Origin of the sequence: Desulfosporosinus acididurans (assembly GCF_001029285.1) — a bacterium.
Classification (GTDB): Bacteria; Bacillota; Desulfitobacteriia; order Desulfitobacteriales; family Desulfitobacteriaceae; genus Desulfosporosinus; species Desulfosporosinus acididurans.
Genome location: NZ_LDZY01000003.1, coordinates 219,323 through 236,535, shown reverse-complemented (window position 1 = coordinate 236,535; position 17,213 = coordinate 219,323). Strand labels below are relative to the sequence as shown.

At 44.7% G+C, this 17,213-nt stretch carries 17 protein-coding genes; all 17 read left to right on the top strand.

Features of this window, described 5'->3' with window-relative positions; translation table 11 throughout:
• Positions 1-325 precede the first annotated feature (325 nt).
• The 17 genes from sleB (at position 326) to DEAC_RS04880 (ending at position 17,165) form a co-directional block, all read left to right on the top strand.
• Positions 326-1,018, top strand: coding sequence for a spore cortex-lytic enzyme (gene sleB, locus DEAC_RS04960; RefSeq protein WP_047808930.1), 693 nt, complete (start codon positions 326-328; stop codon positions 1,016-1,018).
• Positions 1,019-1,029: 11 nt separating this feature from the next.
• The gene (locus DEAC_RS04955; protein WP_047808929.1) at positions 1,030-2,394 is read left to right on the top strand and encodes a PepSY1/2 domain-containing protein; all 1,365 of its coding nucleotides are present in this window, start codon (positions 1,030-1,032) and stop codon (positions 2,392-2,394) included.
• A gap of 228 nt (positions 2,395-2,622) precedes the next feature.
• Complete coding sequence (locus DEAC_RS04950; RefSeq protein ID WP_047808928.1) at positions 2,623-3,066, top strand: YwiB family protein; 444 nt, start codon at positions 2,623-2,625, stop codon at positions 3,064-3,066.
• Positions 3,053-4,732, top strand: coding sequence for an arginine--tRNA ligase (gene argS, locus DEAC_RS04945; RefSeq protein WP_047808927.1), 1,680 nt, complete (start codon positions 3,053-3,055; stop codon positions 4,730-4,732). The genes DEAC_RS04950 and argS overlap by 14 nt, the downstream gene beginning before the upstream one ends.
• A 70-nt stretch (positions 4,733-4,802) precedes the next feature.
• Positions 4,803-5,249, top strand: coding sequence for a DNA-directed RNA polymerase subunit delta (gene rpoE / locus DEAC_RS04940; RefSeq protein WP_047808926.1), 447 nt, complete (start codon positions 4,803-4,805; stop codon positions 5,247-5,249).
• A gap of 239 nt (positions 5,250-5,488) precedes the next feature.
• Positions 5,489-7,081, top strand: coding sequence for a CTP synthase (gene pyrG / locus DEAC_RS04935; protein WP_047808925.1), 1,593 nt, complete (start codon positions 5,489-5,491; stop codon positions 7,079-7,081).
• Positions 7,082-7,382: 301 nt separating this feature from the next.
• Positions 7,383-8,594 carry an alanine racemase gene (gene alr / locus DEAC_RS04930; protein WP_047808924.1) on the top strand — a complete coding sequence of 404 codons (1,212 nt, stop codon included), beginning with the start codon at positions 7,383-7,385 and terminating at the stop codon, positions 8,592-8,594.
• A gap of 19 nt (positions 8,595-8,613) precedes the next feature.
• Positions 8,614-8,976 (top strand): response regulator, encoded by a 363-nt coding sequence (locus tag DEAC_RS04925; protein ID WP_047808923.1) that lies wholly within the window; start codon positions 8,614-8,616, stop codon positions 8,974-8,976.
• A 217-nt stretch (positions 8,977-9,193) separates the two neighbouring features.
• Positions 9,194-9,880 carry a hypothetical protein gene (locus DEAC_RS04920; protein ID WP_047808922.1) on the top strand — a complete coding sequence of 229 codons (687 nt, stop codon included), beginning with the start codon at positions 9,194-9,196 and terminating at the stop codon, positions 9,878-9,880.
• An 80-nt stretch (positions 9,881-9,960) separates the two neighbouring features.
• Complete coding sequence (gene fsa / locus DEAC_RS04915; RefSeq protein WP_047808921.1) at positions 9,961-10,605, top strand: fructose-6-phosphate aldolase; 645 nt, start codon at positions 9,961-9,963, stop codon at positions 10,603-10,605.
• Positions 10,606-10,875: 270 nt separating this feature from the next.
• Positions 10,876-11,862, top strand: coding sequence for a class II fructose-bisphosphatase (glpX, locus tag DEAC_RS04910; RefSeq protein WP_047808920.1), 987 nt, complete (start codon positions 10,876-10,878; stop codon positions 11,860-11,862).
• Between the two features lie 72 nt (positions 11,863-11,934).
• Positions 11,935-12,615 (top strand): M23 family metallopeptidase, encoded by a 681-nt coding sequence (locus DEAC_RS04905; protein ID WP_083995901.1) that lies wholly within the window; start codon positions 11,935-11,937, stop codon positions 12,613-12,615.
• Positions 12,616-12,791: 176 nt separating this feature from the next.
• On the top strand, positions 12,792-12,989 hold the full coding sequence (gene rpmE / locus DEAC_RS04900; RefSeq protein WP_047809061.1) for a 50S ribosomal protein L31: 198 nt from the start codon (positions 12,792-12,794) through the stop codon (positions 12,987-12,989).
• 273 nt (positions 12,990-13,262) lie between these two features.
• Complete coding sequence (locus DEAC_RS04895) at positions 13,263-14,150, top strand: DUF1385 domain-containing protein (RefSeq protein ID WP_047808919.1); 888 nt, start codon at positions 13,263-13,265, stop codon at positions 14,148-14,150.
• Between the two features lie 18 nt (positions 14,151-14,168).
• Positions 14,169-15,239 (top strand): peptide chain release factor 1, encoded by a 1,071-nt coding sequence (gene prfA, locus DEAC_RS04890; protein ID WP_047808918.1) that lies wholly within the window; start codon positions 14,169-14,171, stop codon positions 15,237-15,239.
• A 30-nt stretch (positions 15,240-15,269) separates the two neighbouring features.
• Positions 15,270-16,112 carry a peptide chain release factor N(5)-glutamine methyltransferase gene (gene prmC / locus DEAC_RS04885; protein ID WP_047808917.1) on the top strand — a complete coding sequence of 281 codons (843 nt, stop codon included), beginning with the start codon at positions 15,270-15,272 and terminating at the stop codon, positions 16,110-16,112.
• A gap of 6 nt (positions 16,113-16,118) precedes the next feature.
• Complete coding sequence (locus DEAC_RS04880) at positions 16,119-17,165, top strand: L-threonylcarbamoyladenylate synthase (protein WP_047808916.1); 1,047 nt, start codon at positions 16,119-16,121, stop codon at positions 17,163-17,165.
• Positions 17,166-17,213 lie beyond the last annotated feature (48 nt).

Below are 17,213 nucleotides of genomic sequence, written 5' to 3'. Positions count from 1 at the left end.
TATCCCCTCCAATAATTGTTTTGTTTTGGCTTCTCTTCTTTTCTTTTCTACAAGCTTTAAAGAAGTACCTGCCAGTAAATTTAATCAATAGCAGTTTATTCAGTAGAAAGACTCCTGCTTTTGTAAGCATGAGCAGCCCCCTCTGCTATTCTTCAGTAATGGTAGACTACCCAGCCGAAGTCTCGTTATTCAGCTCAGGCTGAATGAGTTCGCTTGGCTGACTACAGGGATTTTCTCGGCTGGAGACCGAAGATTCCAAGCATATTCTGGATAATTTTTTTACTCTTTTGCCACACTAATGATTATTAAAAAGTGAGGTGAGGGTATGATTTTGCGTTTTCGATCTCGGTGGATTGTTCTCATCGTGGGAGTGATTCTTAGTATTGCCCTGGCAGGAATTGCTCATGGGGCTTTAGGTGAGCGCCTGCTGGGCAGAGGGAGCAGTGGCTCAGATGTTCAAGAAATGCAAAGGAGGCTGGTACAGTTAGGTTATGTTGTCGGCCCCATTGATGGGAAATTCGGTCCCAAAACTGAAGCAGCTATACGTAACTTTCAGAAAGATCGCGGCATAAAGGTTGATGGCTTGGCAGGGGCTAAAACCATCAGCGAACTAAAACGTTTAACAGGACAGAGTACGAACGCTTCAGGGAAGGCCATTGGTTATAAGAACGTTGATATTAATCTCTTAGCCCATGCGGTAAATGGTGAGGCTCGAGGTGAACCTTATCTCGGACAGGTTGCGGTTGCTGCGGTTATCCTTAACCGCATAGCAGATCCTGTCTTTCCCAAGACAATTGCCGACATTATTTATCAGCCGGGTGCCTTTTCGAGTGTTAGTGATGGCCAAATTAATTTGACGCCGACAGCTTCTTCTATTCGCGCAGCTCAAGAAGCAGCAAGCGGGGTTGATCCTTCGAAAGGTGCTCTCTTCTTTTTTAACCCGGCGAAAACAACTAATAAATTTATTTGGTCCCGGCCTGAGCTCGTCAAAATTGGAAATCATATTTTTACGAAGTAGGAGGAAGAGACATGCATAAAAGATTATGGGTAGGAACTTTAGCTGTTGCTCTTTTAATCTCCTTAGGCTGGGGAATTAATGAATATCGTCTGGCTGGGGATTATCGTCTTGCTTCGGAAAATAACAGCCGCAGGGCATTCAGCGATTTTGCGAGTCATCTCGATCAAATGGAGACAGTTATGGCGAAGGGCAACGTAGCCAATACTCCCAACCAACAGATATATTACTTAAGTGAGGTATCGAGTAAAAGTGAAGGTGCCCTAAAAGATTTTTCGCAGCTTCCTGCAGATCAAGCGGGATTGAGTTACATTGGACAGTTTTTAACGCAGTCGGGTGATTTTGCACGAACTTTAGCACAGAGAGTGGCAGGGGGAGGGACAATTACAGCCGATGATACGAAAACACTTCAAACGATGCATAACCAATTGATACCGGTTGATCAAAAGGTTCAAACCCTCATGTCGAGAATCGATACAGAGAATTTAGCCTGGACAGATCCTGGTCCCTCTCTGAGACAAAAGTTAGGTTTGGGTGGGCCGCAAATTGCAGAAGCAGCAGCCGACGGCTCGGAAGCATCGTCTAAATCCGTTAGGTCGGGATTAGATCAGTTAGATGCAAGCCTGCAAAAATTGCCGCCTTTCACCTATACAGGTGAGTACTCAGCGCGAGTTGTGCAGAAACCACTAGGTCTTCCGTCGGGACAGGTCAACAAAGCACAGTCCCAAAATGCAGCACGGAGCTTTTTAACTAAAGTGGGGTATGCCGATGCGACTCTAAGCTTTGCCGGAGAAACTAATGGCGATTTTAAAGGATATTCATGGAAATACAAGGATGCTTACCTTGAGATCAGCCGTCAGGGCGGTGTCGTAACCCTTTACCGGGATCAACGTTCTCTTAATCCACGTACCTTAAGTATTGACGATGCTATTCAAAGGACTAAAAAGATTTTGACAACTCTTGGCTGGAATCTTGTGATTACTTCAAGTGAGGACTTCGGATCCTATGTAGAATTTGATGCTGTTGCTGAGCAGAATGGGGTAAGACTTTATCCGGATAAAGTCCGATTAATGGTAGCTCTAGATAACGGACAGCTTGTTGGACTCGATGCAACGCCTTATTATGCCTTCCATCATACAAGAACTTTTCCGGCAAAGATTACTATGAACCAGGCTGTGCAAAAACTACGCACCAATTTCAAAATACAAGAGAGCCGTCTGGCGGTTATTACCAAAAGCGGTAATCAGGAAATTTATGCGTATGAGTTTCGGGGACGATATCAGGGTGAAGATTATCTCGTTTATCTTAATGCCCAAAATGGTACGGAAGAAAAAATTCAGCGAATTATTAAGACACCACGTGGAGAGTATCTGCAGTGAGTGAATTACGGGGGACCCACTCCCACTTAAAGAAGTTGGGAGTCTTATGCTTGGATAAAAACAAATCAGCGAGAGGGACGGTCCCCTCTCGCTCTTCAATATTAAGAATAAAAGAACAGGTTATTTAGGATTTTGTAATTTAAGTGAGAATTTAAACGTTTATGAAGGAGTTTTTTAGCGTAAGCGCGAATAGGCATTATAATTTTTAATAGATAGGGGTTAACTCATTTGCAAAAGAATGTGACCGTTCAAATCTTGGGCAGTCAAAAGTTCTCTGAGGGCCATGAAGATCAGCAGGAATTGTCTGTGCCGGGAACGTTTTATGAAAGGAACAACGCCTTCACTGTTGTCTATAAAGAGCCGGAAAGTGTCAGTGGATTTGAAGGAGTAACGACATTTTTGACCGCTAAAAAGGGTTGTGTAACGTTAAATCGTAAAGGTTCTGTCGATTTACTGCAAGAGTTTCAAGTTGGTGCTCGAAGCATCAGTAAGTATTCTACACCATTCGGGAAACTGTGGCTGAGCGTTTTGCCACAACGTGTTGAGAGTGACTTGACAGCGCAGAGGGGACGTATTAGTCTAGAATATGACCTTTTTGTCGATGATAATTTTGTAAGTCATAATTTGCTGTGGGTAACCATAAAGGAGGATAACCCTCATGAGTCTCTATGAGGATATTAAAACAAAAATAATTAGTCATTTGGAACAGGCTGCAAACAGTGCTAAAGAAAAAGGGGAACTAAACTTCGAGGAGCTCCCTAACTTCGTTTTAGAAGAGCCAAGGGAACGGCAGCACGGAGACCTTGCCACGAATTTAGCCTTAGTTATGGCTAAACAAGCGAAACGTTCTCCTCGGGACATCGCTGCGACGCTCATTCAACATCTGGATAAAACAGACACTTGGATTGAAGCCTCTGAAATTGCCGGGGCTGGTTTTATTAACTTGCGTTTAAATCCATTATGGCTTACGGGTGTAATAAAAGAAGTACTTCAGGCAGGGGACCGCTACGGGCAGGTCGATATGGGTAAGGGCCAGAAAGTTCAGGTTGAGTTTGTGAGTGCCAACCCGACAGGATTATTACACATGGGTAATGCTCGCGGGGCAGCTCTTGGTGACAGTCTCGCCTCCTTACTCGCTATGGCCGGCTATGAAGTTTCCCGTGAGTTTTATATTAACGATGCCGGAAACCAAATTCAAAACTTCGCCTTATCCTTAGAAGCCCGTTATTTACAACAATTGGGCCAAGACGCTCCTTTCCCGGAAGGCGGCTATCATGGAGAAGATTTGATTACGACGGTGAAAGGTTTAATTTCTAAAGTTGGAGATAAATATCTCTCCGTGGAACCCGGCTTGAGGCGGGAGTTTCTGGTAAGGTATGCTCTTGATGAAAAGATGCGGAATATCCGGGAGACCCTGGAGGATTTTGGTGTCAACTATGACGTCTGGTTTAGTGAACAATCTCTTCATGATTCCGGGGCCGTGCGTTCAGCCTTGGAAGACCTTCAAAAGAAAGACTATATTTATGAAAAGGAAGGGGCGCTTTGGCTGAAATCGACCTTGTTTGGGGATGAGAAAGACGAAGTAGTTGTCCGGAGTAATGGAACTCCAACCTATTTCGCGGCAGACATTGCTTACCACAGCAATAAATTTGATCGTGGTTTTGATAAAGTTATCAATGTTTGGGGTGCTGATCATCATGGACACGTTGCGCGAATGAAGGGGGCGATGTCTGCCTTAGGCTATAATGCGGACAACTTAACCATAATATTGATGCAGCTTGTCCGCTTGATTCAGGACGGCGAAGTCGTTAAAATGTCTAAACGTTCCGGACAGTATATTACTCTGCGGGAGCTCATGGACGAGGTCGGAAAAGATGCCGCACGATTTTTCTTTAATCTACGGGATCCGGATTCCACCGTGGATTTCGATATGGATTTGGCCAAGGCTCAATCCTCAGATAATCCTGTGTATTATGTTCAATACGCTCATGCACGTTTGTCCAGTATTTTAAGGCAAGCTCAAGAGCTCGGGAATGTCGGCAATCCATCTGAGGAAGACCTGAAATTATTAACGACTTCGGAAGAGCGAGACCTTCTCAAAAAAATGGCAGATTTGCCAACGGAGATTGCGACGGCGGCTCGATTATTGGAACCCCATCGTTTGGCTCGTTATGTGCTTGATTTGGCAGCCTTGTTCCATACATTCTATAACAGCCAAAGAGTGCTGGTTGAGGATGAGGCCTTGCGCAGAGCCCGCCTCAACTTGGTTCGTGCTGTGAAACAAATTATTGCTAATGTTTTAGGTATTCTAGGTGTTTCTGCCCCGGAAAAAATGTAATTTTTCCTGAGATTATTTTATGTTTTAAAGGAGCGATTAGCAGGAAATATTTAGGGGTGGACCGAATATAGTGATATTCAAAACGACGAAGGGCGGTGGAGCTTTGAGCCACTCTTTAAGTAAAAAGAATAAACCGACAGAGGCAGATATTGCTTATGAGGTTCTGAAAGCCCATGGTAACCCTATGCATTATCAAAATTTAATTGATCAAGTCCTCCAACATTTAGGAATATCCAAGGAGGCTGTACGGATTGCCGAGGCACTGACCAAGATTAACCTTGATACCCGTTTTACATTTCTCGGGCGGGGAGAATGGGGGCTAAAGGTTTGGGAGCCGGCAAAAGCCTCGCGGCGCTCTGCTGCAATTACGTTGATGAATAAGCCTCCAGTGGATGACGATGATAAGCTGGGTGTTGATGCTGAGGATTTGGAATATGATGTCTTAGATGAAGATCCCCTTGAACTGGATGAAGGCTTTGAAGAAACAACTGAGACACAATCTGAAGAGAAATGGTAAGCTCTCATTGAGTAAGAATGGCTTCTGCCAAAGGATGTCCGGCTTGACATCCTTTGGCTTGCTAGCTAAAATAGATGAATAGGATACGAGAAAGAAACAATGTGACATGGCTTTGGTGTATACATGTCAATAAGGTCTTTCTGAGGGATAAAGTAAAGCTAGTACATTTGCAGACTAGCTTTATTTATGTGTTTGAGCACGTTCAATTATTTAAGGTCTGAAAGGAAAGGGTAAAGCGCATGACAAAATTTATTTTCGTAACAGGCGGTGTTGTATCATCATTAGGTAAGGGGATTACAGCCGCGTCCCTGGGTTGTCTTTTGAAAAACAGAGGCTTAAAAGTGGCTATTCAGAAGTTTGACCCTTATATCAATATTGACCCTGGAACGATGAGCCCTTATCAACATGGTGAGGTCTTTGTTACGGATGATGGAGCAGAGACGGATTTAGACTTAGGTCATTATGAGCGCTTTATTGATGTGCCGGTATCGAAAAACAGCAATGTTACTACAGGAAAGATTTACTGGTCCGTTCTGCGCAAAGAGCGTAAAGGTGATTATCTAGGAGGAACCGTTCAAGTTATTCCCCATGTCACTAATGAAATTAAAGAACGGGTTTATCGTGTTGCTCGAGAAAGTCACCCTGACTTTGTTATTACTGAAATCGGTGGAACGGTTGGGGATATTGAATCCTTACCTTTCCTAGAAGCAATCCGTCAGATGAAAAATGATATCGGCCTGGAGAATGTGATTTACATACACGTTACTCTGGTCCCCTATTTACCGATGTCGGGTGAATTAAAAACAAAGCCAACTCAGCACTCTGTTAAAGAGCTGAGAGGCATAGGGATTCAACCGACAATTATAATTTGCCGGACTGAAAAAGAACTCTCTAAAGAAATGAAAGAAAAATTGGCCTTGCTTTGTGATGTAGAGCAGGAGGCGATTATTCCTTGTGTAGACGCTTCAACAATCTATGAAGTACCTTTAATGCTGCAAAAAGAGGGCCTCGATGATATAGTTCTTCGCCGCTCAGGCATTAAGGCTCCTCCGGCTGATATGACTGCTTGGAAAGAGATGGTCGAAAGGATTAAATCTCCAACGTTAGAGACTGAGATCGCCATTGTAGGCAAATATGTTGAGCTGCCTGATGCCTATTTGAGTGTAGCGGAGGCTTTGCGTTCAGCGGGTACTGAGCATGGGGCCAAGGTAAAAATTCGCTGGATTAATTCAGAGAATATCGAAGAAGAATCTGCGGAAAAGTATCTTGAAGGGGTTAATGGCATTCTTGTCCCCGGCGGTTTCGGAAATCGTGGTATCGAAGGAAAAATTGAGGCAATCCGTTATGCCCGAGAGCAAAAAATTCCATTTTTAGGAATATGTCTAGGCATGCAGACGGCTATAATTGAGTTTGCCCGCAATGTTTGCGGCATGACAAATGCCAACAGTACGGAATTCGATACCGATACGGCTTATCCTGTTATTGACATTCTTCCTGAGCAAAAGGATGTTGAGGAGAAGGGCGGGACAATGCGTCTGGGAATATCTCCTGCTAAGCTCGTCGAGGGCAGTGAGGCTTTTCGGGCTTATCAAGATCAGGTGATTTATGAAAGGCATCGTCATCGTTATGAGGTTAACAATCAGTTCCGCGGTGAGCTAGAAGCTGCCGGCCTGCGTTTTTCGGGAACGTCACTCGACGGACGGCTTGTTGAAATAACGGAATATCCGGATCATCCTTGGTTTGTGGCGTCTCAGTTTCATCCAGAGTTTAAATCTCGTCCCAATCGGGCCCATCCGCTGTTTAGGGAGTTTATTAGAGCGGCGCTTAAGTAGGGGACCTGTGTCAGACAGCGCACACCCTTGTGCGCTGTCTGTGTCAAGGGGACGGTCCCTTTAACACGCATGTTTGCGTGTTAAAGGGACCGTCCCCTTGACACACCCTAGGAGAGTTCTGCTAGGCCTTAAGGGGGATTGCATGAACTCTTCCTGTGTATTAGAGGTTTTTTAGATTAACTATAGCTAACCCTGGTAAGAATGATTGGATGAGGGATTGTGGAATCATTTAGAGCCTATATTCTGATGTGGTTAAAGGGATTATTGGCAAGCTGCGGCGAGCGCGGAGGGGATGAAAGACATGACGGGAACCTGGATTGAGGTCAATCTTGAAGCTGTCGTGGCGAATTATCGTGAAATTACCAAACAGCTTCAACCGGGATCAAAATGTATGGCCGTTGTTAAAGCAGATGCTTATGGCCTGGGTGCGGTGGAAGTGGCGAAAGTCTTAGAGCAGGCTGGATGTGAAGCCTTTGCCGTTACGAAAGTTGAAGAAGGATTGATACTGCGGGAGCAAGGGATTAAGGGAACTATTTTAATATTAGGGCCGACGACTAAAGAAGAATGGTATCAGGCTGTTAAAGCGGATTTGCATTTGACTCTTTCAGAAATTTCTTGGATTAATGATTTGAACGAAGTGAGCGGACAGCTGGAAACGGAGGGCTTTCCGCAAGTTAAGGTTCATCTCAAGTTAGAGACGGGTATGGGTCGAACAGGATTTTGGCCTTCGGAGCTGGAACCGTTGGCCAAGGCTTTGCTTGCAGCATCTCATATCCAAGTTGCGGGAGTCTATACTCATTTTGCCCGGGCGGCGCAAAGGGACAAGAACTATACTGTGGAACAGTATAATCGCTTCCGGGATTCCTTGGCTCGCCTGAAAGGCTTGGGAATTAACCCGCTTTGGCAGCATGTCTGTAACAGTGCGGCGTTTTTGGATTACCCCGAGTGGCATCATAATTTCGTGCGCATTGGGACTTTGTTGGTGGGGCATTATCCTGGGGTAGGTTTTTCCGGAAGAATTAAACTGCAAGACCCCTGGACCGCAAAAAGCCAAATTGTGCAATTACGCAGAGTTCCTAAAGGAACATATGTGGGATATCAAAGTATTTATCGGACAAAAGCAGAGACACAGTTAGCCGTCATTCCTGTTGGGTACGCAGACGGCTTTGGAGTTGCCCCTCACTTTGTGCCCCAAGGATTCATTGACTTTCTTAAGATTATTATTAAGAATTTAGCAGCTTTATTTGGCGTAACTCTCGGCCAGGAACGGGTGGTGCTGAAAGGTCAGTCTGTGCGTATTGCCGGAAAAATCGGCATGCAGTTGACGGTTTTGGACATCGGAAATCTGAACTGTGCCTTAGGCGATGAAGTGGAAATTCCCTTGCGCCGTACTTTGGCAAACCCTCGAACCCTGCGAATATATCGACAAGGCCAACAAATATTGTCAAAACGCGTTATAAAAGAAGGAGTTTTACCGCTATATACAGAATATTCCTCCATGACAGAAACTTGACAAGAAAGGGATGTAGCATGTGGCTAAAATTCTTATTGTCGATGATCAGCTCGGGGTCAGGCGACTGCTGTTCGAGACCTTTCGAGAGGATCAACATGAGGTTGAAATGGCTGCAAATGGAGTAGAAGCCCTTCGTTTGTTTGAATCCTTTGGACCTGATCTCATCTTAATGGATATGAAAATGCCTGGGATGAACGGTTTAGAAACATTAGAACGGATACGTGCCTTGAATCGCCAGGTAGGAGTTATTATGATGACAGCCTATGGAGATATTCAAAATATGGAACAAGCAAAGGACTTGGGGATACTTTGTTATATGGGGAAGCCCTTCGATTTATTTGAATTGAGAGAGCGTGTACGGGGAATCTTGAAGACAATATAAGTGGCAGCATGGAGTTTAGTGAGTACCATTAAGTTTTTTGGAGAGGAATAATTTATCTTTAATTTACTAATCTTAGGCATTATTTTTGATTTTTTAAATTTATTTCTTACTTTTTAGGCGAGAGTATGAGTACTCTCGCCTAACACTTTTTATTGGAGCTATGGCAGGAAAATCTTTTTGTATGACGAAGTATAAGCTGTAGGAAGAGGTGGGAAATATGATTCTAACGACAAACACGACCATAGCAATTCAATGTCCCCAATGCGGGGAGCTAGAATTTCATGCCCTCTCTCTCTTTGCATTTTCTCAACAAGGACGCAAGAATCTGCGTTGTGGTTGCGGCTTACAATTAGTATCCGTTGCCAGCCGGAACCGTCAGCAGTTCAATATCAGTTATGCTTGTGCTTACTGTGGGCAGACCCATTATTTAAGGTTAAATCGTCGTGCCATTTGGGGCAAAGAGGCCTTGCCTCTTACCTGTCCTGCCGTAGAATCTTCCGTAGGATATATTGGTCCCAAGCAGAAAGTTACCCAGGCATGTCATGAACGCGAAAAATCTATTGGGGAATTGGCTGTGGAGCTGGGTTATCAAGAGGAGTTTGAAAACCCGGAGGTAATGCTTCGGATTTTGGATCATCTTCATGCTCTGGCCAAGCAAGGAGATTTGGGCTGCGCTTGCGGCAATCACCAATTGTCCTTTGAGTTATTGCCGGACCGAATCGAATTATATTGTGACTGCTGTGAGGCCGTGGGAGTTATTTATGCAGACAGTACGGATAATGTTCGTCAGGTTGAAGGGATAAACTCAATGTATTTAGAAGAAAATAAAACCTGGAGAATTAACAGTCCTTTACGTGGTCAGCCCCTCGCGAAAACCAATAAGGAGGAAGAAAAATGGCGCTAGTTCCTTGGGTAGTTATGAGATAAGGCGCCTAAAAGTCTCTAGCGGCAAAGGAAAAGTTTAAATGGAAAGTAGGCGATAATATGCAATTTTTCTTAGATTCAGCGAATCTTGACGAGATAAAAAAAGCTTGGGATATGGGTGTGATTGCCGGTCTCACCACTAACCCGAGTTTAGTGGCCAAAGAGGGAAAAGATTTTCACGAGTTGCTTAAGACGGTTACGGGAATTATCGATGGCCCCATTAGCGCTGAGGTTATCGCCCTTGATTACGAGGGGATGCTTCGGGAAGCCCGCGATCTCGCAAGAATCCATCCTAATATTGTCGTGAAAATACCTATGACCGAGGAAGGCCTTAAAACTGTTAAAACTCTGAGCTCGGAGAACATTAAAACGAACGTTACGCTCATTTTTTCTGCGAACCAGGCCTTATTAGCAGCGAGAGCCGGAGCTGCTTATGTAAGTCCTTTTCTTGGTCGTCTCGATGATATTGGTGAAAACGGGCTTAACTTGGTTGCTGATCTATGTGAAATATTTCAAGTTCATAATATTGCTACTAAGGTTATTGCCGCCAGTATTCGTAATCCTGTTCATGTTACTGAAGCGGCCAAGTTAGGTGCTGATTATGCAACGGTGCCTTTCTCCGTTTTGAGACAACTGTTCCGTCATCCCTTGACGGATGCAGGGATTGATAAGTTCCTGGCAGATTGGAAAACTTTAAAATCATAACTCTATGATTGGGATTTATCCGATATTTTTTCAATTACGAATGGTTAACTGGCATCAGCTAATCTGAGCAAGGATTGGCTGATGCCAACATTTTTGTAAAAGATAGGCTTAATCTTCTAGTATGTAGTGGTTGAAAAGCCCCTAAAAGTATGTCACAATAAAACAGAAGAGAAGAAATGTGATACATATTTGGGAGTTTTTGAACGTGTATCAATCCTTGGATGTGAATAACTAAACAGATAATGAGGATAAATAGAAGGGGGTTCTAAATTGGAACGTGAACTTACCATGGAATTTGCTCGGGTAACTGAAGCCGCGGCTCTGGCATCGGCGCGGTGGGTAGGATTAGGAGATAAAGAGGCTGCTGACAACGCGGCTGTTGAAGCGATGCGTGCAGTATTTGACACGATTCATATGGATGGAACGGTAGTTATCGGCGAAGGGGAAATGGATGAGGCCCCTATGCTTTATATTGGAGAGCGAGTGGGTAATGGCGAAAGCCCGGAATTAGATGTTGCCGTCGACCCTTTGGAGGGAACAAATATTGTTGCCAAAGGGATAGCAGGAGCCATTGCTGTTGTGGCTATTGCTAAAAAAGGTTGTTTATTGCATGCACCAGATATGTACATGGACAAAATCGCAGTTGGTCCTGCAGCAGCAGGAAAAATTAAGTTAGATGCACCTGTGGCGGAGAATGTGTCTAATGTTGCGAAGGCTTTGGGAAAAAGTATCTGTGATATGACCGTTGTGATTTTGGATCGTCCCCGCCATCATAAATTGATTCAGGAAGTACGTAATTGTGGTGCAAGAGTTCGTCTTATTACAGATGGAGATGTTTCTCCTGCTGTAGCTTGCGCCTTTGAAGACACGGGAGTAGATATGATGATGGGAGTTGGCGGAGCACCGGAAGGGGTTCTTGCTGCAGCTGCTCTTCGTTGTATGGGGGGAGAGATGCAAGGGCGCTTGTGGCCTGAGAATGAAGGGGATGTTGCCCGGGCCCAGGCTTTGGGGATTAAAGATGTCAATAAGTTATTGACCATGGATGATTTAGTAAGCAGTGACGATGTCTTTTTTGCAGCAACGGGAATCACAGAAGGTGCTCTTTTGCGGGGGGTAACCTTTACCTCAAAAGGAGCCCTAACCCATACTGTTGTAATTCGAGGAAAGTCAGGAACTGTTCGCTTTATTGAAGCTCGGCATCGTTTCGATAAGAAGCCGCAATATGCTATGAAAGGTTGTCTTGATGGTCCGGTATAATTAATCTTAATTATGGGTAAGATACCTCGGTGTGTCTGGTAAATAATTGCGCTTCGAGGTGGTTCCGTTTCCATGGATTGTTTTCAAGATGAAGGAAAGCGGCGCATTGCCATAGTTACTGGAAGCGTCGCTTTCTTCATGGGTCTCAGTTGTTTTTTTCTGGAGGCTTCGCCTGTCAATGCTCAGGCAGCCACAGACCATATCGTTTGTTATTCGGTTTTCAGTCTGGAATCCAAGGCGGAGATGAAGGATGTTGCCGAAAGGTATCAGACGACAGTTTCGGCACTTACGAAGCAGAATCCTGCTAAATCATCAGGAAACTGCTTGAGTGTAACTTTGAAGGATAATTTTAAGAGCGCCAAAAAACTTTCAAGGGGAAAGGACATATCCTATATATGGCCGACAAATGGACCGGTAACCTCAGGATATGGCCCCCGCGATGATGGGGATTTTCATCATGGCCTGGATATTGCTGCCTCCATTGGGACCCCTATTAAGGCAGCCGGTTCGGGTGAAGTAATTAAGACAGGTTGGTACGGAGTTTACGGCTTGGCTGTGATCGTGAAGCATGAAGATGGAGTCGAGACACTTTATGGACATAACAGTAAAATCTTAGTTAAAACTGGTGATAATGTTCAAAAAGGGGAGACCATATCTTTTTCCGGAAACACCGGAAACTCAACGGGGCCTCATCTGCATTTTGAGATTCGTATGGATGGCAAAGCTGTTAATCCTATAAAATTCCTGCCTTGAATTCCCATTAATTCCCTTCATGTTTTATAACATTAAGTTGAAATTAAAGATAAGACTTCAAAGATCTTGACCTTAGAATAGTTTTCATGCTAAAATAGTAAGAGTTGACTGGAATCGTGTCATCAACGGGTGCGGCAAAAAAGCGCCTCGATCCAAATGGGAAAGAAGGTGAAGATATGAAAGAAAAAATTCACCCGAAATACGAACAAACCACAGTGACATGTGCTTGCGGCGAGGTTATTCATACAGCAAGTACTAAAAAAGATATCAAAGTGGAAATTTGTTCGAAATGCCATCCCTTTTACACCGGGGTACAGCGTTTTGTCGATGCTGGCGGACGGGTTGAACGCTTTAAGAAGAAATATGGGATGTAAACAACGGCCTGCGGTCGTTGCTGAAGGGAGAGCAGAGCGCAAGCTCTGCTCTTCGCGGCATAAGCTCGGCACAAGCCGAGTTTTCTTTATACTACTGGAAAGCATAACTTTCGGTTGTATACTGCAAGAAGAGTTAATACATGTGAAGACAGTGTCTTCGGGTGCCAGCCAAGTTTTCTTTGTAACTTTGGCATCATGAGGGTGGCACGTGTCGCTTTTACGAAGCATAATTTATTATGCCCTTAAGAAAAATAAACGTGAGGAGAGCAGTGGATGGATAGACCAGTCCAATATGGCGGTCAAGCCGTCATAGAAGGAGTCATGATGCGCGGCCCACGGGAAAGTGCTATTGCAGTCAGGCTTCCTAACGGTGAGATTGAGGTAACATGTATTGAAATCCATCCTTGGGCCAAAAAATTGATTTTTAAATTGCCTTTGATTCGTGGGTTTGTGGCACTGATAGATTCTTTAGTCGTTGGGACACGGGCTTTAACATTTTCGGCTAATCGTTCGCTGGGAGAAGAAGACGGTAAAGAGAGCGAAGAACTTGGCTTCTGGGAATTGGCTTTAACCATCGGCTTGGCTTTTGGTTTAGGCTTATTGTTTTTTGTTGGTTTGCCGACCGGTGTAGCGCATTTGTTTCAAAGTAAAGTGACAGGGACTCTCTGGCAAAATCTTCTAGAGGGAGCAATACGCTTAGCGATATTTTTTATCTACATTGTGATTATTTCCCGGCTTAAGGATGTTCAGAGGGTTTTTCAGTACCATGGCGCTGAGCATAAGGCAATTTTCACTTATGAAGCAGGAAAAGACTTAACTGTAGAAAATGCGCGTTCTTTTTCCAGACTGCACCCGCGCTGCGGAACAAGTTTTTTGTTAATCGTAGTTGTGGTGAGCATCTTTGTTTTCGCCTTTGTCGGTTTACATCCTTTATGGTGGCGTATTGTATCTCGTGTATTACTGATGCCGTTGGTAGCCGGTCTTGCTTATGAGATCCTCAAATTCTCCGCACGGCATTTGGAATCACCACAGTTTCGCTGGCTTATTGTTCCGGGTTTGTTACTGCAGAAATTAACAACGCGTGAACCGGATGATTCGCAGCTTGAAGTTGCCTTAGCTGCCTTGAAGGGTGTTTTGGATTCGGGTCAAGAACTAACCTAATTTTTTGGGGTGTGAATAATGCTAGAGAAACTTTATGAAATAGAACGTAAATATGATGAGCTTACAGAGCTTCTAAGCGATCCTGAGATTATTGCCAATCAGACAGAATGGCAAAAATATGCTAAAACTCAAGCAGGCATGACAAATCTTGTTACGGCTTTCCGAGAATACCAAGAGGTGACACATCAACTGGAAGAAACAGAAAAACTTCTGCAAGAAAAGCTTGATCCAGACATGCTGGAGATGGCAGAACAAGAGCGGGATGACTTGAAAGGCCGGTCTCAGAAACTTGAGGAGTCTATGAAAATCTTACTTTTGCCCAAAGACCCTAATGATGAAAAAAATGTCATTATGGAAATTCGGGGAGGAGCCGGCGGCGAAGAAGCAGCTCTGTTTGCGGGGGATCTCTATAAGATGTATACTCGTTATGCTGAGGAACAGGGCTGGAGGACAGAAGTCCTGAGTGCCAGTTACACTGATATTGGCGGATATAAAGAAGTAATTTTCATTGTTGAAGGTTATGGGGCTTACAGCAAGCTGAAGTTTGAAAGTGGTGTCCATCGGGTTCAACGGATTCCAACTACAGAATCAGGGGGAAGAATTCATACCTCAACGGCTACTGTTGCAGTTTTGCCTGAAGCAGAGGAAGTGGAAGTTTCCATTAATCCCAATGATCTGAGAATAGATATTTTTTGTTCGAGCGGGCCGGGAGGTCAATGTGTAAATACTACCCAATCAGCTGTAAGAATTACACATTTACCGACAGGAATAATTGCAACTTGTCAGGATGAGAAATCTCAACTTAAAAACAAGGAAAAGGCTTTGCGCGTTTTACGTGCTCGTATTTTAGAAAAAGCTCAAGAAGAGGCTATGGGCGAACAGGCTTCCGAACGTCGAAACCAAGTTGGCACAGGAGATCGAAGTGAGCGTATACGGACGTATAATTTTCCCCAAGGACGAGTAACTGATCATCGTATAGGTCTAACCATTCACCGTTTGGAGACTATTCTGGCGGGAGATATGGAAGAAATCATCCAAGCCTTAATCACGTCGGATCAAGCCGAACGCTTAAAGAACGAGATAGCTTAGGAGACATCGAATCAGGAGGTTAACTTAGCTTTGAACGTACTGGAAGGGATGCGCTGGGGTGAGGCACAGCTTCTGGACAAGAATATTGATAACGCCCGCTTTGATGCAGATATGCTGCTGGCTGAAGTTCTCAAAGTTTCAAGAGACAAACTGTATTTTGAGCGGGATCGCCAACTAAGCAATGAAGAAGAAAATGCTTTCAAGCATTGGATTGTCCGTCGTTCTGAGCATGAGCCTCTTCAATATATTTTAAAATCCCAGGAGTTTATGGGACTTCCTTTTTATGTCGATGAGCGAGTGCTTATCCCCCGCTCAGATAGTGAGACGTTAGTCGAGACTTGGCTGGAATTAGTTCGTCAGGAAGAAAAGCAAGGGCGAGCAAGGATAAAGGTGGCGGATCTCTGCACGGGAAGCGGAGTTCTTGCCATCTCCATGGCCTATTATTATCCCAAAGCTGAAATTGTGGGCTCTGATCTTTCCTCAGACGCCCTTGAGGTGGCTCGAGTGAATGCTGGCAATTTAGGTGTTTCAGTGAACTGGCGGGAGGGTGATTTTGCAGTTTCCATTAGGGGGGAATGTTGGGATTGGATTATCTCTAATCCTCCCTATGTTTCAATGGCAGACTACGTTCAGTGTGCTCCTGAGATATTTCGTGAACCTTCCATGGCCTTTTTAGGCGGACAAGACGGCCTGAAATTTTATCGCCGGCTGGCAGAAGAGGCGAAAACGCTCTTAAAACCGGAAGGGAAAATTTTATTGGAAATTGGTTGGGATCAAGGAGAAGCCGTTTGCGGTATTTTTCAAAAGAAGGGTTTTGCGACTCAAGTGTTCCCGGATTTGGCAGGCCGAGACCGGGTGATCTTAGCGAGGTGAACATCGGTGCAGACAAAACGAGTATATATTGACGGAGTATCTCCGGAACCTGAATTAATATCTGAAGGAGCGAATTGGCTTCGCGCGGGAGAACTTGTGGCATTTCCGACAGAAACGGTTTATGGCTTGGGGGCTAATGCCCTAAGTGCTTCTGCTTGCGCTAAAATTTTTGCTGCCAAAGGCAGACCCCAGGACAACCCTCTGATTGTTCATGTTTGTAATCGGGCCATGGCCGACAGGTATGTGGACGGGTGGACAGCTGAAGCGGAACTATGTGCTCATCATTTTTGGCCTGGGCCATTAACGTTAGTACTTAAAAAGAGGCCGCTTATACCAGATAATGTCACAGCCGGATTGCCTAACATAGCTCTCAGAATGCCGAGCCATCCTGTTGCTCTGCGTTTAATCGAAGAAACAGGCCTTCCTATTGCGGCACCAAGCGCCAATCAATCGGGTAAGCCCAGTCCAACTAACGGCAGCCATGTCTGGCGTGATATGAAGGGGAAAATCCCCCTGATTCTTGATGCCGGAGCATGTCCGGTGGGGCTGGAATCGACGGTTCTTGATTTAAGCGGGAATGTGCCTACGATTTTGCGCCCAGGCGGAATCACTAAGGAAAAATTGGAAGAAGTTCTGGGAGAGGTTCAGGTTGATGTTCCCCAAGAGAATCAAGCTCCTAAAGCGCCGGGAATGAAGTATCGTCACTATGCTCCTCAGGGTGAAATGATTTTATTGGTGGGCTCTTCACAACGCGTTGTACAACGCATGGGAATGGAAATTCAGCGTGGCCATGCGCGGTTAAAAAAAGTTGGGATTCTTTGTACCCTTGAAAGCGCCCCGCTTTTGCACCATCTTCTTCCGGATCTTCTTTTTGTCTTGGGCTCCCAAAATCGGCCCGAAGAAATTGCTGCGAGCTTGTTTGAAGGACTTCGGGTTTGTGATGAAAGAGGCATGGATTTGATTTTAGCAGAAGGAATAGAAGAGACTGGTTTAGGGAGTGCAATTATGAACCGCTTGCAGAAAGCAGCCGGGCAAAGGGTAGAATTTATATAGGTTTTAACCTCGCGTCTAAGAGGCCCTTCCCTTAGCATATACATAGGG